This window comes from Streptomyces olivaceus, from assembly GCF_000721235.1.
Taxonomy (GTDB): Bacteria; Actinomycetota; Actinomycetes; order Streptomycetales; family Streptomycetaceae; genus Streptomyces; species Streptomyces olivaceus.
This window is the reverse complement of sequence record NZ_JOFH01000017.1, coordinates 133,467-152,436: the sequence shown is the minus strand read 5'-3', so window position 1 is coordinate 152,436 and position 18,970 is coordinate 133,467. Positions and strand designations below refer to the sequence as shown.

The 18,970-nt window shown below is 69.6% G+C and carries 16 protein-coding genes and 1 pseudogene; 10 read left to right on the top strand and 7 right to left on the bottom strand.

Going from position 1 to position 18,970, the window contains the following annotated elements; translation table 11 throughout:
- Positions 1-461 precede the first annotated feature (461 nt).
- The 5 genes from IG94_RS0120450 to IG94_RS39695 all read left to right on the top strand — a co-directional run bounded on the left by IG94_RS0120450 (position 462) and on the right by IG94_RS39695 (position 5,363).
- Positions 462-956: a Pycsar system effector family protein gene (locus IG94_RS0120450; RefSeq protein ID WP_031038736.1), complete on the top strand. Its 495-nt coding sequence runs from the start codon at positions 462-464 to the stop codon at positions 954-956.
- 18 nt (positions 957-974) lie between these two features.
- Positions 975-1,679, top strand: a complete 705-nt coding sequence (locus IG94_RS0120445; protein WP_052410777.1) for a Crp/Fnr family transcriptional regulator — start codon at positions 975-977, stop codon at positions 1,677-1,679.
- A 110-nt stretch (positions 1,680-1,789) separates the two neighbouring features.
- Entirely contained in the window at positions 1,790-2,575 is a 786-nt protein-coding gene (locus IG94_RS39700) for a hypothetical protein (RefSeq protein ID WP_052410776.1), read from the top strand.
- Positions 2,572-4,590: a hypothetical protein gene (locus tag IG94_RS41805; protein WP_031038729.1), complete on the top strand. Its 2,019-nt coding sequence runs from the start codon at positions 2,572-2,574 to the stop codon at positions 4,588-4,590. Before IG94_RS39700 ends, IG94_RS41805 begins: the two co-directional genes overlap by 4 nt.
- A complete protein-coding gene (locus IG94_RS39695) occupies positions 4,587-5,363 on the top strand; it encodes a hypothetical protein (RefSeq protein WP_052410775.1) in 777 nt (258 codons plus the stop codon). The genes IG94_RS41805 and IG94_RS39695 overlap by 4 nt, the downstream gene beginning before the upstream one ends.
- Positions 5,364-5,602: 239 nt before the next feature.
- Here IG94_RS39695 and IG94_RS40610 read toward each other — a convergent pair whose 3' ends face one another.
- Complete coding sequence (locus IG94_RS40610) at positions 5,603-5,950, bottom strand: IS110 family transposase (protein WP_248783081.1); 348 nt, start codon at positions 5,948-5,950, stop codon at positions 5,603-5,605.
- A gap of 355 nt (positions 5,951-6,305) precedes the next feature.
- Between IG94_RS40610 and IG94_RS0120425 the strand changes: the two genes are divergently transcribed.
- Complete coding sequence (locus IG94_RS0120425) at positions 6,306-8,180, top strand: hypothetical protein (RefSeq protein WP_031038726.1); 1,875 nt, start codon at positions 6,306-6,308, stop codon at positions 8,178-8,180.
- Positions 8,181-8,370: 190 nt separating this feature from the next.
- On the opposite strand, the gene IG94_RS0120420 is transcribed toward IG94_RS0120425, so the two are convergent.
- The 3 genes and pseudogenes from IG94_RS0120420 to IG94_RS43585 all read right to left on the bottom strand — a co-directional run.
- Positions 8,371-9,426 (bottom strand): Acg family FMN-binding oxidoreductase, encoded by a 1,056-nt coding sequence (locus IG94_RS0120420; RefSeq protein ID WP_428837410.1) that lies wholly within the window; start codon positions 9,424-9,426, stop codon positions 8,371-8,373.
- Positions 9,427-9,554: 128 nt separating this feature from the next.
- Positions 9,555-10,253: a CBS domain-containing protein gene (locus IG94_RS0120415; protein ID WP_031038720.1), complete on the bottom strand. Its 699-nt coding sequence runs from the start codon at positions 10,251-10,253 to the stop codon at positions 9,555-9,557.
- A gap of 204 nt (positions 10,254-10,457) precedes the next feature.
- Positions 10,458-11,002 (bottom strand): annotated as a pseudogene (locus IG94_RS43585) (radical SAM protein); the annotation flags it as partial.
- A gap of 349 nt (positions 11,003-11,351) precedes the next feature.
- On the opposite strand from IG94_RS43585, the gene ppdK reads away from it, so the two are divergent.
- The 3 genes from ppdK to IG94_RS0120395 all read left to right on the top strand — a co-directional run bounded on the left by ppdK (position 11,352) and on the right by IG94_RS0120395 (position 15,513).
- Positions 11,352-14,057: a pyruvate, phosphate dikinase gene (gene ppdK / locus IG94_RS0120405; RefSeq protein WP_031038718.1), complete on the top strand. Its 2,706-nt coding sequence runs from the start codon at positions 11,352-11,354 to the stop codon at positions 14,055-14,057.
- A 284-nt stretch (positions 14,058-14,341) separates the two neighbouring features.
- Positions 14,342-14,800 carry a cyclic nucleotide-binding domain-containing protein gene (locus IG94_RS0120400; protein WP_031038715.1) on the top strand — a complete coding sequence of 153 codons (459 nt, stop codon included), beginning with the start codon at positions 14,342-14,344 and terminating at the stop codon, positions 14,798-14,800.
- A 32-nt stretch (positions 14,801-14,832) separates the two neighbouring features.
- Positions 14,833-15,513 (top strand): CBS domain-containing protein, encoded by a 681-nt coding sequence (locus IG94_RS0120395; RefSeq protein ID WP_043484123.1) that lies wholly within the window; start codon positions 14,833-14,835, stop codon positions 15,511-15,513.
- A 101-nt stretch (positions 15,514-15,614) separates the two neighbouring features.
- Here IG94_RS0120395 and IG94_RS0120390 read toward each other — a convergent pair whose 3' ends face one another.
- Both IG94_RS0120390 and IG94_RS0120385 read right to left on the bottom strand, forming a co-directional pair.
- A complete protein-coding gene (locus IG94_RS0120390) occupies positions 15,615-16,055 on the bottom strand; it encodes a pyridoxamine 5'-phosphate oxidase family protein (RefSeq protein ID WP_031038706.1) in 441 nt (146 codons plus the stop codon).
- Positions 16,056-16,101: 46 nt separating this feature from the next.
- Positions 16,102-17,172 (bottom strand): zinc-dependent alcohol dehydrogenase family protein, encoded by a 1,071-nt coding sequence (locus IG94_RS0120385; RefSeq protein ID WP_031038702.1) that lies wholly within the window; start codon positions 17,170-17,172, stop codon positions 16,102-16,104.
- 388 nt (positions 17,173-17,560) lie between these two features.
- On the opposite strand from IG94_RS0120385, the gene IG94_RS0120380 reads away from it, so the two are divergent.
- Positions 17,561-18,313: a dienelactone hydrolase family protein gene (locus IG94_RS0120380; protein WP_224326304.1), complete on the top strand. Its 753-nt coding sequence runs from the start codon at positions 17,561-17,563 to the stop codon at positions 18,311-18,313.
- 134 nt (positions 18,314-18,447) lie between these two features.
- Here IG94_RS0120380 and IG94_RS0120375 read toward each other — a convergent pair whose 3' ends face one another.
- Positions 18,448-18,960 (bottom strand): flavodoxin domain-containing protein, encoded by a 513-nt coding sequence (locus IG94_RS0120375; RefSeq protein ID WP_031038694.1) that lies wholly within the window; start codon positions 18,958-18,960, stop codon positions 18,448-18,450.
- Positions 18,961-18,970: the final 10 nt, after the last annotated feature.

The window sequence follows — 18,970 nt, the reverse complement described above, 5'->3', positions numbered from 1 at the left end:
ACCGCCGCTACGAACGCAGAGCCGATCACTTCCTAGCCTTCACCAGCATCGCCTGCACCCTCATCTGCTACCGCAGGCTGGCCAAATGAGATGACTTCTAAACACTCTGCGGGGAGTCGCAGACTCACTGACGCCCCTAACATGCGGGCGTCGCGGGCCACGGCGGGCAGGCCACCCGTTGAGCAAAAGAGGGCCATGGAGCGGGAGCGGTAAACGACCCGAGAGATCAGGCTCCAACGAGTGCTTCGGGCCGCTACAGGGTCCCCCTCCGGCTAGCGGAATTCTGAGTCCATCGCCCGGCGGAAGCTCTGATCTTCCGGCCCACCTCGCGTACCGGGATCGCCCGCTTTCCCACGTGTTCAGGCCAAGATATCCGCCGCACGTTTTAGGAAGGTCATGCCTGCGCAGCCTTCAGCGCAGCACCAGTGAGTGCTACCTGCTGCACCCAGGGGGATGCCACCGTGCCGACTGAGCCGACCGAAACAGCGTGGAAGATCCAGTTGGCCGTCGCGGATGCAACGGCCAAGGCGGATTCGAAAGCCGCGCTCGCCTTGACCCTGCAGTCCACCACGCTGGCCGTACTGAGCCTGCTGGCGAGTTCCCGGCGGGCGGTAGGCGAGTTCGAGTCCGGCGCGTCGCAGGCGCTGTTGTGGACCGGCATCGTGCTCATCATGGCGGGTGCCTGTTGTGCCGCATGGGCTGTTTCTCCCCGGCTCGGCAAGGAGCGGCGGGGGCCAGAACCGGATGGCGACTTCCTGTACTTCGGACACCTGCGGCTCATGGAACCCGCCGTACTGGAGAGCGCGCTGCGGAACACAGACCCACTGCCTTCGCTTACCCGGCAGGTGGTGGTGATGAGCGAGATCGCCTGGGCGAAACACCGCCGGGTGCAGTGCTCTCTCGTCCTGGCAGTCGCGGGCTGCGGCTGCTTCGCCGTGGCCACCGTCTTCGCATGAGGGCGAGGAGGTGTCACGGTGAACTTCCTCTCCCTCGTCTCTCCTGAAGTATGGCGCGACTTCCTCGAACGCGGGCATCGGCGCACCTACCGGAGCCAAGCGGTGCTCCTGGCACAGGGCGAGTCGCCAGACGGTGTGATCGCGCTGGTCGATGGTCTCGTCAAGGTGGTGCAGGGCAATGAGGCCGGGGACCGTCTGACGTTAATGCTCCGCGGCCCCGGCGAAGTCCTCGGCGAGATGGGCGTGCTGCTCGACCGGCCGCGTTCAGCGACCGTGACCGCGGTACGCCCCTGTACCGGGGTCGTCATGGCCGCACACGCCTTCCGTGGATTCGTGACCCGGCATCGCCTGGAGCCGGTCGTGTACCGGCTGAGCGTGGAACGGCTGAACAGCCAGGAGCGTCTGCGCGCCGACCTTGCTCATCTGCCGCCGCCGGCGCGCCTGGCACGGGTGGTCGTCTATCTCGCTGACGAGGTGGGTCACCGCGACAGGAGTGGCGGTCTTGTCGTCGAACTCGGCATACCCAGAGAGGACTTGGCCACGATGGCGGGCATGAGCCGGTCATCAGCGTTTGCCGCCCTCGCGCGTCTCCAGTCCGACGGCATTGTCACGCTCGGCCGTCGGCGGCTCGTTGTCAGAGATCCTGCCCAGCTGAGAGCCGCAGCCCAAGACGACGGGGTGGGTGACGGCGACCGACCGCCGCGCGGAGCTCCTGTGAAGTGACGTGCGGCACGCCCGTACCGTCCAGCGCTGGACGGTCGGCTCCCCGCTCCTCGAACAGGGTGGTGCTCTCCCCACCGCATGGGCGGGGAGAGCTACGAGAGGAGCGGCGCATGCTGCCGTCATGGGAGCCCTTGTGGCCCTACCGGGCCGTGCTGGCTGTCGACGCCAGGGACTTCGGATCACTCGACAGCAAAGGGATGCAGCGAGTCAACGCCGACATCCCACCTCTGCTGGCCCAGGCGCTGAGCGCCAGCAACGTCAGCGCGCACTGGGAACGGCGCGTGTTCGGCCAGCACACGGGTGATGGCTACGTCGCCGGCATGGACCCCGAGGTCCTGCCCGCGCTGGTGGGGCACTTCCCCGACGCACTGCGCCAGGCGCTCTCCCGTCGGCGGGCCGAGAACCCGCACCTCAAGCCCCTCCAGCTGCGGGTCAGCATCCACGTCGGCCCGTTGCCTCAAAGCGGTCTGGGCGTGCCCATGGTGCACACCCACCGACTCCTGGACGACAAGGCGCTGCGGGCGGTGCTCGAACGTGGCCATCCCGAGATCACCAACACCGCCGTGATCGTCTCCCAGCGGGTGTACGAGGACGTCTTCGACAGCGGCTGTGTCAACGGCGACGTACTGCCGGCGCACTTCCACCGGCATCTGGTGAGGGTGAAGAAGTTCGAGCAGCCGGCCTATCTGCACCTCCCGGGCTTCGACTGGGGGCTCGCGGATCCGGACTTCTTCGAGCCGTCCACAACGGCGGGGGGTGAGGAGGAGCCGGGAGCCGAGGCGCTCGTGGCGTCGGCGCCCACGGCTCCGGCGGGTCCCGGCGCGGTGACTTTCAACCAGTACGGCGAGCACGGCAAGCAGGGCTACAACTTCTACGACAAGCGGGGGCGGCAATGAGCGACCTCACCAGCGAAGCACCCGACCCGACGTACGGGGGAATCGATCCGGTGGGGCCCCAGGCGCACGAGGATCCGGCCGGCGCGCCGCCGTCGAACGCGTCGGAGTTCCACCAATACGGCGACCACAGCGTCCAGGCGGTCCACTACGCCGTACACCTGAACGGTGACTACGTTCACTCCCTGCCCATCGACGGCCGCGACCCCGCTTACCGTGCGAGCGAAGATGGGCGCTTCGTCGAGCCCCGGGAACCGAACCGTCTGCCCGACGCCGCCAAGATCCTCGAAGCGCACGGCGTCGTGGTGCTGTGCGCCCCCGCTGGCAGCGGCCGGCGGACCGCGGCGGTACGGCTCCTGCGCCATACGGCGGGACCGCAGGAGCCGGAGCTGTTCGACCTGGAACCGGAGTGGACCAAGCCCGGGACCCAGTGCCTGCCGGTGCGCTCGGCGACGGGCTACCTGCTCGACCTCTCCGACCTCCCGGAAGAGCCGCCCGCTCGCTTCGGCCAAGACTTGATCCGTCATGGAGCGGCGCTGCGTAAACAGGGGTCGTTCCTGGTCGTGCTCGCCACCCCGGGCGACTGGCAGGGCGCATGGGCGGATGCCACTGGCGATGTCGCCGTACGGCTGGAGTCTCCCGGTGCGCGGCGCTTGGTCGAGGCCGAGCTCGACGCGCACGGTCACGGGGACCGGCTGGCCTGGCTGGCGGACGAGAAACTTTCCCCGATCTGGGAAGCCGACCCGTCCGCCCGTGAGGCGTGCCGGCTGGCCGTACTCCTCAGTGCGGCCAACGGCAGGGAACAGCTCAAGGAAGCCGTGGACCGTTTCGGGGACTGGCATACCACGGTAGAGAAGTTGCTCAACAAGCGCGGTGCGGTGGACGGGAGTCCGTCGTTGCTGTCCACTCGGGTCACGGTATGGGCGGGAGCGCTGCTCGACGGAGGGCGGCGCGGTTCCATCGTCCGCGCTTCCGACGACCTGCTCGCCTCGCTGGGCCAGGCCCGCGGGCCGGCCGATGTGCTCACCGACGCGACGTCGTCCCGTCGGCTTAAAGCAGCCGAGATCGAGCCCGTCGGCGAACGTGCCCACCACGACCGCACGTGTCAGGGGCTGCCTGCTGCCATCCTGCGTCATCTGTGGGACGAGTTCCCCACCCAGCATGACCTGCTGACGACGTGGGCGGTCGGTGTCGCCGCGAATCGGTCCGTCCCGGAGGACGACGCCCGTCTGGCAAGCGAAGCCCTCCTGCGCCTGGCGGTACGTCGGCACGACAGGAAGGTGCTCGACGCCCTCGCGACGGGGCTCACCGGCCCTCGGCGCATCTTGGCCGTCGAGGCGCTCACAAAGGCCGCAACCGACGCCGAACTCGGCCGCTACGTCCGGGACCGACTCCTCAACTGGGCAGAGTCCAACAACGCCGAGAAGGTCGATCTGGTCATCGACGTCTGCGGCGGGCCCTGGGGCCTTGAACAGCCGGCGCTCGCCCTCACCCGCCTGGGCAAGGCAGCGGGCGGAAAGGAGTTCGGCGCCGAGAAGCTGGTCGACGCCTTCCAGGAGCTCGTCCGGCACGCTCCTGGCCTTGTGGACAAGACGGTCGTGCAGTGGCTGAAGAAGCATGGGGTCGAGGCCGATGGAAAGGCGCACCGCCAAGCTTTGGGGGCCTTCCTCGCACTCGTCTCCAGTGACACGGGTACGGACCTGGTCCTCGCCTCGGCCCGCGACGCGTCCAGCAAGGAGCACTTCGTGCATGCCTGGCAGACGCTGCTGTCCACCAACGACGCCGTGGACGCCGTGCTCGATCAACTAACCCGGTGGCAGGAGCGGTTCGAGCACGACGCCGACCAGAGGGACGCGGTGATCGCCCTGCTTGCGGAGGTCTTCGCCCCGCCGCGGCTGCGGTTGCGGCTCGACCGGCTCTTGGTGGCCGACGGAGCGGTAGTCCGGCCGTTCTGGCGGGACATCCTCGGCCACGCCATGCAGCACTACAGCCTCGTCCGGAAAGCGTCGGAGGCATGACCGATAGTCCCGGTCCCTGGTGGAGACGGCGGGTCGGCCGGTTCACGGCGTACTGGCCCACCTGCCTGCCGGGCGTCCGCTTCCTGGCGCGAGGCACTCTCACCCATCAGATCCCGCTCAGGACGACCGGGACCCACCACGGGGTCGCCGCGCGAGCGGCGGCCCGCCTGGCCCTGGACAAACTCGGCCGCGGCATCGCCGGGGAGCACCAGCCCGAGGAACTGGAATGCGCTCAGCAGAGGCTCACCCTGGCGGTCTCGCCGTGGCACAACCCCGACGGCTATCCCGGCCTCTGGCTCAGGGCACGACTCACCCTGGTGCTCCCCCAGCAGGACGCCGACCGGGCCCAGAGGCACCAGAACGCCCTGCGCGACATCGAACTCCAGCTCGCGCAGGACCGGTTGCGTCGGCAGGAGCTGGCTCGGATCGTGTGCACCGACGGGGACAGCGCCCGCCTCTGGTGGCTGGAGCAACATCTGGACGACCTGTCGGCCCTCAACTGGGCATCGTTCAGGGACACGATCCTCCCTTTGGTGGGGACGTCGGTCACCGAACGCACCCAAGCCGAGCGGCTCGCCCACACCCTCCTCTACGTCTGGGAGCGATTGGACGACGTGCCGGGACGGCAGGCGCGGTTCATGGCCACGGCCCGCACGCTCTTCGAGCAGATGGGCTGGGCCGACGGATTCCCCTGGCCGTCACCGTCCGGCGATTTAGAGCCCGTGGCGCCGTCCCCAGCAACCGTCCCTTTAGCAGCGGAGGATGAGCAGTGAAGACCTCCTTACTGCGCTGGCTGCTTGACCCGCTCACCAGTCTGCTCGCCCTACGCCTGTGGTCCCGGGAGCGCGGCCGCAGGCCGTATGACGCCGCGTGGCGACTAGCCAGGGTCATGCGCCACCCGGACGAGCTCGTGTACCGCGTTCACGGGCACCACCCCGATGATCCTGGAGACGCGCTTCCTTGATTACGGGCAATGCTGCTGCGAGACACGAGACAAGTGGGCACGGCCTGATCACCGCCGGCGAGCCGGATATCTCGAAGGGACGCCCCTATAACGCGGGGGTGCGGGAATCTGGTCTGACCAGGTCGAAGACCTGGCAGGCCGCGTATCGCTTGAGACATCGGATGAACTCACGGCGGGTCTTGCCCTCCTGGGTGCGGCGTTGGTAGTACGCCTGGGTGCGGGGATCGTGGCGCAGCCGGGTGAAGACGATGCGGTGCAGGGCGCGTTGGCCTGGCGGTCGCCGCCGTGGTTGAGCCGGCGTGTGCTCCGCTGGCCGGAGGAATATTCGATGGGGCTGACTCCGCAAAGGGCGGCGAAGGACGCCTCGGTGTTCAGTCGCTCGGGGTTGTCTCCCATGGTGATCAGGAGAGTGACTGCGCTGTCCGGGCCGACGCCCACCAGTACGAGTAGCTGTGGGGCACGGTGTTCGACGAGCCGGGTCAGGCGTTGATTCAGCTCATTGATCTGCGCCGTGAGCTGTTTGATGCGCTCGGCGAGCGTGCGCAACGTCATGTGGGTGGCTTGGCGTCCTCGTCGCTGCCGTCGCCGCGTGAGCCGAGACGCGCAGCGGCTACATGAGGCTGCGCATCCTGAAAACGCCCCGCGTCCTGTCGGCCGTCCCCAGCTGCGCATCGATGTGTGAGGTCTCAGTTCGCTATACCTGGGCGATCGCAGTGAGCCAGCTGTTGAACAGCGGTGACAGACTGCGTCCATGAGTGAGGGTGAGACGCGCGCTGGTCGAACGTGGGCTGATGAGCTAGCGCAAACCCTGCGAGGCAGCAAGATCGACGCCTCGCAGGAGGAGTTGAACTGGCCGGATGCGCTGGAGCAGCTGCGTGCGCGGGCTGGCGACGGACCCTACACAGGGCGTCAGCGGCAGCCTTGGCAAGCAACCATTGCCGATCTCATGCATGCTGCCAGCCAATTGGGCCCGGCGGTACGCCAGCAGCTGGAGCCTCGGCTCTCGGAGCTCCTTGCCGCACTGGCGACGCCGCCGAACGCCAGCGCCACGGACCGCATCGCCAAGACGGCACGGCTGGCCGATGAGCTGCTCACGCAGGCGGATAGTGGGCAGTTGCTGCCCGCGGCATGGCGGGACTTGCTGGGATCGGTGCGTGACAGTGCTGGCTTTGACGCACTCGACGGGCGCCAGGCACTGCTGCAGGTGTTGTTGCAGCGCTCACAGCATCAGGCCGATCGGTTGTGCCGCCAGTTGTCCGGGGTGATGCGCGATGATGCAGTGTCTGTGCAACGGGCTCAGATGCGGCTGGGCGATCTCGACGTCATTGCTCCGTTGAGAGACAGTGTGGGTTCTGCGGCCGGGTGGAGCGCGCAGGCGCGTGCCGATCTGTGCGAGCGTTTGGTGGCGGCCGGGCCCCTCACAGCCCATCACGTGGTGTGGCACGCGTTCAGACGGGCGGCCATCAGCAAGATGGTCGAGGAGTATGGTCCCGTCACGTTGTACGACGGCGAATGGCTACGTGGGAATCTGCTCAATGACGGGCCATTCAAGAGCGATCTACCTGTCGAGACAAAGGCCGACGACAGCTTCTTTCCCGCGGAAATGCTGCCTGATGGGAAGGACGTGGTAATAGCCAGAGTCGATTTGGGTTCCGGAGCCCGGGCCGATGCGCCGGCCGACTCCCGGGTCCTGGTGCAGTCTCTGGTTCTGGCGGCCGCATTCCCCAAAGACCGGCATGGCTGGGAGCTCTACAACGGCTACATCCATTCCGCCGATGGTAGTTGCGGCTGGGAGGTGTTTCGTCTGCTCGATGAGGACATCGAAGCCCAAATGCCATACGGGCCGCTGGACATAACTGCCAGACGCCTATCCGAGATGGCACCGCGCATAGCTCCACACTTGTCGTCTGGGCTTGCAGACCTGTCCGGTGTCGTTGACGCCATCGGCTGGTGGAAAGCCTCCGGAGTGCAACCCCCGTACGCCTCAGTACTGCTGGATGTACGCATCCTGGAGACCGTTGCAGGGATGGTGTGCGGGCTTGGAGACACCTGGTACGGGTATCTCGACGCCTACCACAAAAACGGATGGGTCCGGCACTCCATGTCAACCGAGCTATTCCATGTGGTGTGGCATGCGCGCGATGACGTTCACTGGTGGAGCCCTCAGGAGCAGGAAGCGGTCATTTCGATCCATGACAAGCTACTGCGTCATGAAAGTTGGGAATCCAGCGTCGACATGGCCGAGGTGATTGCCGCACTTCCTGCGTTGGCAGCAGCTCTACCGGAACACACCCTGCAGCATCGCCGCACCGCTGCCGCAGCCCGCCGGATCTCTACCCCTGAAGGAGTGCGCGCCTGGTATACGGAGCTGGAGAACAGATGGACGCGGACTCTGGGTCGGTTGCGGCTGGTCCGCAACGCCCTCGCCCACGGCGGCCCGGTCACCGCGGCCGCCGCCGCCAGCATCGCCCCGGTCGTACATCAACTAACTGGACACGCCCTGCTGTTCAGCCTCACAGCATTCACAGAAGGAACGGCTGCGGTTGACGGGCACGAGGCGTACCGTGATCGATCCGATGTGTGGGCCCGGGACTGCCTATCAGCTAATGCAACCTACAAGCCCTAGCTAGTCGACCCGCCTAATTGCTCCCGCCCCCCCCCCACATGACGAGCTGCGCCAGGAGGAGCCCGCACCTCTCTTACGGACGAGCACCACCGACTGTGAAGACGCGCCGGCTGCAAGAGCGGCCTGCGGAGGAGTTATCGAGACACGCACCGTGCAACGAGGGAACGCAAGAAGCGGACGGCCCTCGGATTCACCGCATCGGCCCTCGGCAGCCAATGTCGTCGTCGGTCTCCGATCCCGCCTCCCCTTGGCCCCGGGGTTGCACGTCGAGCGCATCGGACACCGGCCGCCGGGGCGTCCGAGGCCCTTTGGGGCCGTATCCCAGGCGCAGCAGCATCTGCGGGTGGCCGGCACCGGATATCGGATCGCGCAGGAGCCATCGTAGGTCGGGGCGTTCGAGGGGTTGTGTGGCGAGGGAAGCGACCAGACCTTCGGCTGTGGCCAGCAGCAGGACACGTTCCATGGCCTGGCCGGCCCGCAGCCAGTCCTCCGGGCGGTCGTGAGTCGTGCTGACGCAGGCGAGCTGGGGTGCCGCTTCGAAGACCGCGGTGCCCCGTCCCGCCACGCGGCGTGTGCCCGCGAAGTCCCGCAGGGGCGCCCGGCCCCCGCTTCTGACGGGGCCGAAGGCGTAGTCCGGGACGCCGTCGTCCGTACAGTTCACCGACGGAGCGTCGGTGCGGGTCCACTCCGCCAGTTCCCGTTCGGACGCGCGGTCGGTGAGATCGCGTGCCTCGGCCTCCCGCACGAGATCCAGCACATGCTGTAGATGCCAGGGAGCGGGGAAGGTCAGGATGGCGCCTTCGCGACGGGCGGCCTCGACCAGCTCGCCGCGCAGGTCGTCGGGAATGCGCTTCTCCTCGAACGGGAAACGGCTGCTGTGCCGCTCGATGATGGCCGGGTGCAGCGCGGCGAGGTCGCTGTCGTCGCCTCCCGGGCCGGTCAGCCGCACGGTCGCGAGGAGCGCCGGATCTTCGGGGCGGGGCAGCAGCCGCGTTTCCGCGTGCCGGCCGTCGTGGGCCACGGCCACCCGCAGGTTCAACAGGGCCGCGCCACAGCCGATGTGCAGGCCACGGGCGCGTGGGTCGGAGTACGGCATGGCACGGTCGAAGTCGGCGTACAGCTCGAACGTCCGCGTCTGACGCACGTAGCGGAAACGCCACGGTTGCGCGTTGTGCATCGAGGGCGCGGCGACAGCGTCACCGACCAGACTGATCACATGTTCGTCGGATGGTGGTCGAACGTTCACCGGTATCCATCTCCTCAGTCCGTTCGTCACCGGGCGGGACCTGGCTAGGCACCCGGCCGCCGTTGCCTCCGCGGGTGCGACTGGCGCCGCCAGCGTCGCTGCGTGCGGGCCGCGTCGCGGGAGCGCTGTCACGGCCCGCTCGGCTGTTCGGCCGCCAGGTCGGGCTCGAGCGCCGGCCTGTGGCGGGGCCCGGCCAGCTCGCAGCGGACGTCGACCACGCCCTCGACCGAGCGCACCAGCCGTTCGACCAGCGGGACGACCGACGTGTCGCGCACCCGTCCGGCCAGTGTGACCACGCCCTCATGGACCTCGACCCGGACCGGACCGATACCGTCCGGAAGGCGGCCGCCGACGACCTCGTGCCGGACCTCCTCAGCGATCTCTGGGTCGGGCCGGAGGAAGACCCTGAGCAGATCGCCACGACTCACGATCCCCCGCAGCACGCCGTCGGCGTCGACGACGGGCAGGCGTTTGACTCCACGCCGCGCCATGACGCGGGCAGCTCCGGCCAGGGGTTCGTGGGGACCCACCGTGATGGCGGGGGACGTCATCAGGTCCGTCGCGGTTACCCCTCGTGCCTTGTCGTGGGCCGGGACGGGCCCGGTCCTCGGGTGCACGTCCTGGTCGCTGTCGCGGAATTCCTCCTTGCGCAGCAGGTCGGCTTCGGAGACGACGCCGACCACCCGGTTTCCCTCGTCGATGACGGGGAGCGCACTGATCCGCTGCGTTCGCAGGGTCCGCACGATGTCCTTGAACCCCGCCCCGGCGGCCAGCGCCACGACGGAACGGGTCATGACGTCACTCACGGTGTAGACGGAGCCGTACATCGCTTCCTCCCGCGCATATGGCGGCGTTCTCACATGTCCAGAGTCAGCCCTGTCGCCTGGGCCGGCATGGGCCGAACGGTCCGTTCCACGGGGCCGTCCTTCCCGCTCCGCCGAGGGCGGCACGATCGGTCGGGCTGTCGTGACCCGCGCCTGCCACCGTCGACAAGTCACGTCTGTTCCGTCGCTCGACGGACCGGAGGGTGGTCAGTACGCGGAAGCGCCCCGTTGCCGGAACACCTCACGGACGCGTGACGTCAGCGCGGGATCGGGTACCGGCGTGTCCCGCAAGGGGAACGAGATGGCGAGTTGCTGGTACTTCGGCGCTCCGAGCTTGTGGAACGGCAGAACGTCGACGCGTTCGACGCCGTGCAGCCCTGCGACGAACCGGCCAGGCCGTCCACTGCCTTCAGGTCGTCGGTCCACCCCGGCACCAGCACGTACCGGATCCACATGCGCGCGCCGAGCCGGTCCAGGCGCCTGGCGAACTCCAGGATGGGGGCGAGGTCGCCGCCGTCAGCGTGTGGTAGACGTCGGCGTCGAAGGCCTTGATGTCCAGCAGCACGAGGCCGGTCCCCGATGAGGGCGTCTTCGGCTCGGGCGCCGAGGAATCCGGACGTGTCGAGGGCCGTGTACAGGCCGCATTCCTTGCAGCGGCGCAGGACGGCCGCCGTGAAGGCCGGCTGGAGCAGGGACTCTCCCCCGCTGACGGTCACGCCTCCCCCGGCCGTCATGACGAAAGCGCGGTATTCGCCGTGACCGGCCCCGCTGCTGTCGCCGTCGCGGTCATCACGGGTCCTTCCCTCGATGGGTCCCTCACCGTCCATGCTGGTCCTCGGCCGCGTCCTCGGGGAGTGCCGACCGGCGCACTTCCACGTTCCGGCCGTCCCGCTGCGTCGGGACGTATGGCCCACCCCCGCCGCCCCGGTGCACCTGCTGGGGAGCCGTCACCGCCGGACTCGGCCGACCGGTAGCAGGGCCGGCCGGCCCCCCTTGCCGGGACCGGCGGGCCTCGCACCGGACCGGTCGGGGGAGGGACGCTGGAAACGGCACACCGTGCTGGAACCGGCACACAGTCCTCCGAGCCGAGGAGCGGGCGTCATGGTCCGATACGTGTACGACTTCACCGACGGCGGGCGTGAGCTGGCCGGTCTGCTCGGCGGCAAGGGCGCCAACCTGGCCGAGATGGTCCGGCTCGGCCTGCCGGTCCCGCCGGGCTTCACTCTCACCACCGAGGCGTGCCGGGCGTATCTGGAGACCGGCGCGGAGCCCGCCGGTCTCGCCCGAGAGGTCTCCGCGCACCTGGCCGAGCTGGAGCGGGCTGCCGGGCGGCGGCTGGGGCAGCGGGACGACCCGCTGCTGGTGTCCGTGCGGTCGGGTGCCCGGTTCTCCATGCCCGGCATGATGGAGACGATCCTCGACGTCGGGCTGAACGACGACTCCGTGGCGGGCCTGGCGAAGGCGTCCGGCAGCGAGCGGTTCGCCTGGGACTCCTACCGTCGACTCGTGCAGATGTTCGGCTCTACGGTGATGGGTGTCGATGCCTCGCTCTTCGAGGCGTCGCTGGAGCGGTTGAAGGAGCTGCGGGGCGTCCCGGACGACGTCCATCTCGACGCCGCTGACCTGGCCCGGCTCGTGGAGGCGTACAAGGAGCTGATCCGCCGCGAGACCGGCGAGGACTTCCCGCAGTCCCCGGCTCACCAGCTGCGGCGGGCGGTCCTGGCCGTCTTCGACTCCTGGAACAGCGAACGGGCGCGGCTGTACCGGCGCCGCGAGCACATCCCGGACGATCTCGGTACCGCTGTCAACGTACAGCGCATGGTCTTCGGCAATCTCGGGGCCGACTCCGGCAGCGGCGTCGCCTTCACCCGCGACCCGGCCACCGGACGGCGCGGACTGTACGGCGACTACCTGCCCGACGCACAGGGCGAGGACGTCGTCGCCGGCATCCGCAACACCGTCCCCCTCGCCGAACTGGAGCACCTGGACCCGCACTCCTACGGGCAGCTCCGGGCGCACATGCGAGCCCTCGAACAGCACTACCGCGACCTGTGCGACATCGAGTTCACCATCGAGCGCGGAAAGCTGTGGATGCTGCAGACCCGGGTGGGCAAGCGCACCGCCGAGGCGGCCTTCACCATCGCCGCCGCTCTGGCGGACGAGGGCCTCATCAGCGCGGACGATGCCCTGGCACGGGTGAGCGGGGAGGGACTGGCCCGGTTGATGTTCCCCCGCTTCGACGCCTCCGCGACGGGCGCCCCGCTCACACGCGGCCTGCCGGCCTCGCCGGGTGCCGCGGTCGGTACGGCCGTCTTCGACTCCGCGGAGGCGGTACGGCGCCACACCGCCGGTGAGCCGGTCGTCCTGGTGCGCCCGGAGACCAACCCGGACGATCTGCCAGGCATGGTCGCCGCCCAGGCGGTGCTGACCAGCCGTGGCGGAAAGACGTCGCACGCGGCCGTGGTCGCACGCGGCATGGGCAAGGTCTGCGTCTGCGGCGCCGACGACCTCGTCGTGGACACCCGGGGCCGGCGGCTCACCACCGGCGACGGCACCGTCGTCGAAGAGGGCACCGTCCTGTCCGTGGACGGCTCCGCGGGCACGGTGTACGCCGGTGCGGTGCCGCTCGTCGACTCCGCCGTGATGCGCCGGCTGGAGACCAAGGCGGCCGACGGGGCCGACGAGGCTCCGGACGCGGTGGTCGGCGCCGTTACCCGTGCGCTGGAGCGCGCCGACGCGGTACGGCGGCTGGAGGTCAGGGCCAACGCCGACACCCCCGAGGACGCCGCGCGGGCCCGTCGGTTCGGTGCCCAGGGCATCGGCCTGTGCCGTACCGAGCACATGTTCCTGGGCGAGCGGCGCCGACTGGTCGAGCGGATGATCCTGGCCGAAACCGACGCGGACCGCGACCGGGCGCTCGACGCCCTGCTGCCACTGCAACGAGGGGACTTCACAGGCATCCTCACGGCGATGGACGGGCTGCCGGTCACCATCCGCCTGCTCGATCCGCCGCTGCACGAGTTCCTGCCCGACCGCCTCGACCTCGCCACCCGCATCGCCGCCGCCGGGGCCCGCGGTGAGGTCGTGGACACGCACGACGCCGCGCTGCTGGACGCCGTCAACCGCATGCACGAGGAGAATCCGATGCTCGGGCTACGAGGCGTCCGTCTCGGCCTGGTGGTTCCCGGGCTGGTCGCCATGCAGGTCCGGGCGATCGCCGAGGCGGTCGTGGAGCGTGTCCGGGCGGGTGGCACCCCCCGGGCGGAGATCATGGTCCCGCTCGTCGGCGACGTCACCGAGTTCCGGCTGGTGCGCGAGGAAGTGGAGCGCATCATGGCTGAGGTGTCCGCCACGTCCGGCGTCCCGGTGGCCTGCCCGGTCGGCACCATGATCGAACTTCCGCGGGCGGCGCTCACCGCCGGCCCGATCGCCGAGGTCGCGGAGTTCTTCTCCTTCGGCACCAACGACCTCACCCAGACCACTTGGGGCTTCTCCCGCGACGACGTCGAGGCGGCCTTCTTCTCCGCCTACCTCGACAAGGGAGTCTTCGCCGCCTCCCCCTTCGAGACGATCGACCGCGAGGGTGTCGGACGGCTGGTGGAGATTGCCGTCGCCGAGGGCAGGGCCGCCCGCCCCGCCCTGGAGACAGGCGTGTGCGGCGAACACGGCGGAGATCCGGAGTCGGTGCACTTCTTCCACAGCGCCGGTCTCGACTACGTCTCCTGTTCACCGTTCCGGGTCCCGGTGGCACGGCTGGAGGCTGGGCGTGCCGCGCTGGACGGGGCCGGGGCGAGTGACAGCAGATGAACCGGCCACGCCGTCGCGGCCCTGTCGGAACGGTATCCCGCCGGCGATGGACAGCCCTGTGCGGCTGGGCGTCGTCGGCGTCGTTCCGGACCCAGCCGAAAAAGACTTCACCGGTGCAGTCAGGGCCGAACGGCCGGCGATCGGACCCGGACAGCCCATGGCTTCCGCCTCTGGACAGGACCAGCCTGGAATCAGCGAAGGACGCGCCACCCGGTTCACGTCCGGGACGCAGGCACCGCTGAACGCTGCCTGGCCGCGTGCCCCGACAAGTAGGGAGCGCAACGATGACCTCCACCACCACACTGACCGGGGGCCTCCCGGTCGAACACCGTGAACGACTGATGCGAGTCGCACGCGAGGTGTCCTACGTGGCAGGCGGGCGGCTGTTCGAAGAGGGCGGTCGTGCCGACAGGTTCTGGATCGTCCGCACCGGCACCGTCACCCTCGACCTCCGCGTCCCCGGCCGCCGGGCCGCCGTCATCGAGTCGCTGGGACACGGGGAACTGGTCGGCTGGTCCTGGCACTTCCCGCCCTACCTGTGGCATCTGGGTGCCGAGGCGATGACCCCGGTACGGGCCTGGGAGTTCGACGCCGAGGCCGTCCGTGCCCTGTGCGCCCAGGATCCGGTGTTCGGCCGCGCGGTCGCCACCTGGGTCGGCAACGTCGTCGCCCACCGGCTGCACGCCGCCCGGATCCGGCTGCTCGACCTGTACGGCCCCCACGGGAGCGGAAGCCTCCTGTGACACATGTGTCGCGCCCCGAGAGGAGGAGAATCATGCTGTATGGCAGCCCGCGCGTCGTGAGTGATGTCATGACGCACACCGTCGTGGCCGTGGGCCGCGACGCACCGTTCAAGGACATCGTCACGCTCATGCAGCAGTGGAAGGTCAGTGCCCTGCCCGTGCTGGCGGGTGAGGGCCGTGTCATCGGCGTTGTCTCGGAGGCCGACCTGCTGCCCAAGGAGGAGTTCCGCGACAGCGACCCGGACCGGTTCACCCAGATGCGCCGCCTGGCCGATCTGGCCAAGGCGGGCGGACTGGCGGCCGCCGACGTGATGTCCGCGCCGGCCGTCACCGTCCACCCCGACGCCACGCTGGCGGAGGCGGCCCGCATCATGGCTCAGCGGAGGGTCAAGCGCCTGCCGGTGGTCAATTCCGAAGGGCTGCTGGAGGGCGTCGTGAGCCGAGGCGACCTGCTGCGCGTCTTCCTGCGCTCGGACGAGGAGATCGCCGAGGAGATCGACCGGGAGATCGTGCCGTACCTCTTCCCGGCTCCCTCCCAGCCTGTCCGGGTGGCCGTCTCCGACGGCGTGGTCACGCTCGCCGGTCCGTTCCGCGACACTGCCCTCGTTCCCGTCGCCATCCGACTGGTTCGCGCCGTAGAGGGTGTCGTCGACGTCGAGTGCCGGGTAGAGCGCGGCGGACCCCGTGAGACCGTCGCAGCTACTCAGCCCTGACGAAACCGGTTACGGTGTGCGCGGCCGGATGCATGCAGCGTCCGGCCGCGTACTCCCGTCCCAGTAGGTGGTACGTGTGTACCGACTGGCGCCGACGCCGCTCATGAAGGAAGGGACAGTCCGTACATGGTGCGGCCGCCCAGGAGTTCGCGTCCCGTGACCAGTTCTGGCTCGATGCGGACGAAGACTTCGTCCGGCCAGGCCACCCACGAACGAGGGCCGGCCCTCGTCAGCCGGTCGTGATCGGTGGAGTCGGTCACCACGGAGGCGAGCCCGGTGACGACGACGCTCCAGCCCGCGTGCGCCGCGGCATCGACCTCGTCCCCCTCGAAGGCGACCACGGCGCCGTCGACGGCGCGGGCCATCTCGGAGGACGCCGAGGTACGCAGCAGCACGGCGCCGTCCGGCTCCAGCAGGAAGTTGACCGGCAGCACCGCCGGCAGAGCGTCGCGCGTGAAGATGACACGGCCCACGTCGGCCTGCGACAGCCGCCTCAGGCACTCCTGTCGGCTCAGTTCCCGGAACCCGTCGTTGCGGTACATCCGCCAGCCGTCTCTCGCTCGTGGGTCTCGTGCTGGACGGGCCGTGTCACACCGTCCTGGGTGCGACGACTTCCCGGCGCGGACCGCCGAGGGCCACCTTCAGTGCTCCGGTGTCCGCGGCACCGGCGAAGACCTCGTACGCCTCCTCCATGCGCTCCAGCGGGAAGGTGTGGGTCACCAACTGGGCGGTGGGAAGCCGTCCGGATGCCGCCATGCGCAGCAGAGTCGGCGTGGTCCGGGTGTCGACCAGGCCGGTGGTGATCGTGACGTTCTTGATCCACAGGTCTTCCAGGTGCAGGGTCGCCGGCCTGCCGTGCACGCCGACGTTGGCGACGTGTCCGCCCGGGCGCACCATGCGGGTGCACATCTCGAACGTCTCGGGTATGCCCACGGCCTCGATGACAACGTCGGCGCCGAGTCCTCCGGTCAGGTCGGCGACCAGTTGCTCCGGGGTCTCCCGGGCGTCGGCCACCGCGTCGGCACCGAGTTTCCTGGCGGCCTCCAGCCGAGCGCCGGCCAGGTCCACGGCGACGATGCGCTCGGGGGCGAACAGCCGTGCCGTGGCCACGGCGGCCAGTCCGATGGGCCCGGCGCCCACCACGACGACCGTGTCCCCGGGGCGGACGCTCCCATTGAGCACTCCCACCTCGTAGGCCGTCGGGAAGATGTCGGCCAGCAGTACGGCGTCCTGGTCGGTGACCGCGCCAGGCAGGGGGTGCACGGAGAGGTCGGCGTATGGAACTCGTACGTACTCCGCCTGTGTGCCGTCGATCAGGTGGCCGAGGATCCAGCCGCCTCCGCCGAGGCACTGGCCGTACACGCCCTCACGGCAGTAGCGGCACCTTCCGCAGGCGGTGATGCAGGACACCAGGACGCGGTCTCCCGGACGTACGGTGCGCACGTCCGTGCCGACCTCGACGATCTCGCCGACCGCCTCGTGGCCGAGGACGGTTCCGGGGCGCACCTCGGGAACGTCCCCTTTCAGGATGTGCAGGTCCGTCCCGCAGATGGTGACGGCGTCGACCCGGACCACGGCGTCGGTGGGCTCCTTGAGGTCCGGGTCAGGTATGTCCTCCCACGCGGACCGGCCCGGCCCGTGGAACACGTAACCCTTCATCGCGATGCTCACCCTCTCTGCGCTCGGGAGCATCCGGAGCCTCGCTGACCAGCCTCCGCCCGGCGGGCCCTCGACCGTCGGTGCGACGGGGATTGCTCCACAACTCCAGACTCTCCCTGGGGTTCGCGTACGCGCTTGGGCCGGTCGGCCCTCGTGCCCCGCCTGTCGGCCCCGACCTGGTATCGGCGCGCGCGCCACTTCCGAGTGACCGGCCGCAACCGGACGTGCTCCGGCCGCGTGTCCGGCCCCGTCGGCCTCCGAGCAGGGCCGGTCGGCCCGGCTGGTCGGGACCGATTGCCTCTGCCCCGCCCGGTGAGCGCGCAGTGCAATGGCAGTGCAGGTGGTGGCAGCCGCCACCACCGCCCCACCGCAAGCCAGGAGGTGCGTCATGCGCACCGTGAGCCGCACGGAAGCCGATCGGCACCCGACTCGCGACGTCGAGCGGCTGGCCCTCCTCCGGCCCCTCACCCCGTGGCCGGATGCGCCGCACGGGCCAATAGCGACGTGGCCCGCCAAAGGACCGCGCGAGGAGCAGGTGATGGTGCCCGCCGGCCGGACTCACCTGACCGCACGGCTCTCCCTGCCCGCCCCGACCCACGTCGTGCTGTCCATCGCCCACAGTGCCGGAGACGGTCGCCCCGGTCCGTGGTACGAGTACACCGCCCCGCGCCTCCATCGCGCCGGGATCGGCACTCTGCTGCTCGGTCTGCTGACCGAGGAGGAGCGAAGTGACCGGCACAAGCTCTTCGACGTGGTGCTGCTGGCCCGGCGCCTGGAAACAGCGACGCAGTGGCTGCGCCGGGAGACCGGACTGCCCGTGGGGTACGTCGGGAGCGAAGCGGGTGCGCCTGCCGCGTTGTGGGCGGCGGCCGATGACGAGATCCGAGCCGTCGTCTCCCTGGGCGGCCGGCCGGAGCTGGCCGGCCCTGCGGCACTGGCCCGGGTACGGGCGCCGACCCTGTTCGTGGTCGGCGGCCTCGACCCCCAGGGCGCGGGCCTCAGCCGGCTCGCTGCCGACTGGATGAACTGTCGGCACCACGTCACGGTGGTGCCCGGCGCCACGGGCGTCCTGGCGGGTCCCGGTGCCGCAGAGACCCTCACGGATCTGATCCGCGACTGGTTCACGACCGGCCGGGAGTGAAGGCCGCAGCACAGCATCCGGCACTTCCCTGACGGTGGACCTCACTCGGTGTGACGGTCAGCCCCGGCGTGGCGTTCCAGGTGTCCCGAAGGAGCTCTGGCACCTGGAACGTCGCACACGCGCCGTTGTTCGTGCTACCGCAACGCCTCCCGACCTGTGGCAAGCTCCTCCACCAAACCGGCGGCCCATGACTCGATGGCCCGGAAGTCCCGAAAGTCCCCACCCTTGCCGCTCCGCAGAATCATGCCGGCGACCCACCCGTGGGCGCCCTCCTGCAGGCAGCCCCCGAAGGTGACGTGCTCGGCAACGTCCAGTTCGTTCATGGCCCGCTGGACTCCGGGCACGGGCGGGATGTTCCGCTCCCGGGCCGAGGGGTCGAGTGGTCCACTGCTGAAGAACGCCACCGGCCTGAGGCGCAGCTCATGGCGGAACCTGCGTGCGAAGCGGCGGGCGTCCCTGTGCCAGCGTCCCGCGTAGAGCCCGCCGCCGACCACCACGGCGTCGTACGGTTTCACATCCGTCACCGACCGGGCGGGCAGCGCCTCGGCCGCGACGCCCTTCTCGCGCAGGACCGCGGCGACGGTCTCGGCGATCCGGGCCGTCGACCCGTTGGTCGATCCGTAGGCTACGAGCACCTTCTCCGGCATGGCGGTTCAC

Coding starts and splice junctions, on each gene's coding strand:
- IG94_RS40610 (WP_248783081.1), bottom strand. CDS start 5,950: ATGGGAGACAACCCCGAGCGACTGAACACCGAGGCGTCCTTCGCCGCC.
- IG94_RS0120395 (WP_043484123.1), top strand. CDS start 14,833: ATGCTGTATGGCAGCCCGCGCGTCGTGAGTGATGTCATGACGCACACC.
- IG94_RS0120425 (WP_031038726.1), top strand. CDS start 6,306: ATGAGTGAGGGTGAGACGCGCGCTGGTCGAACGTGGGCTGATGAGCTA.
- IG94_RS0120385 (WP_031038702.1), bottom strand. CDS start 17,172: ATGAAGGGTTACGTGTTCCACGGGCCGGGCCGGTCCGCGTGGGAGGAC.
- IG94_RS41805 (WP_031038729.1), top strand. CDS start 2,572: ATGAGCGACCTCACCAGCGAAGCACCCGACCCGACGTACGGGGGAATC.
- IG94_RS0120400 (WP_031038715.1), top strand. CDS start 14,342: ATGACCTCCACCACCACACTGACCGGGGGCCTCCCGGTCGAACACCGT.
- IG94_RS0120390 (WP_031038706.1), bottom strand. CDS start 16,055: ATGTACCGCAACGACGGGTTCCGGGAACTGAGCCGACAGGAGTGCCTG.
- IG94_RS0120415 (WP_031038720.1), bottom strand. CDS start 10,253: ATGTACGGCTCCGTCTACACCGTGAGTGACGTCATGACCCGTTCCGTC.
- IG94_RS0120380 (WP_224326304.1), top strand. CDS start 17,561: ATGCGCACCGTGAGCCGCACGGAAGCCGATCGGCACCCGACTCGCGAC.
- ppdK (WP_031038718.1), top strand. CDS start 11,352: ATGGTCCGATACGTGTACGACTTCACCGACGGCGGGCGTGAGCTGGCC.
- IG94_RS39695 (WP_052410775.1), top strand. CDS start 4,587: ATGACCGATAGTCCCGGTCCCTGGTGGAGACGGCGGGTCGGCCGGTTC.
- IG94_RS39700 (WP_052410776.1), top strand. CDS start 1,790: ATGCTGCCGTCATGGGAGCCCTTGTGGCCCTACCGGGCCGTGCTGGCT.
- IG94_RS0120375 (WP_031038694.1), bottom strand. CDS start 18,960: ATGCCGGAGAAGGTGCTCGTAGCCTACGGATCGACCAACGGGTCGACG.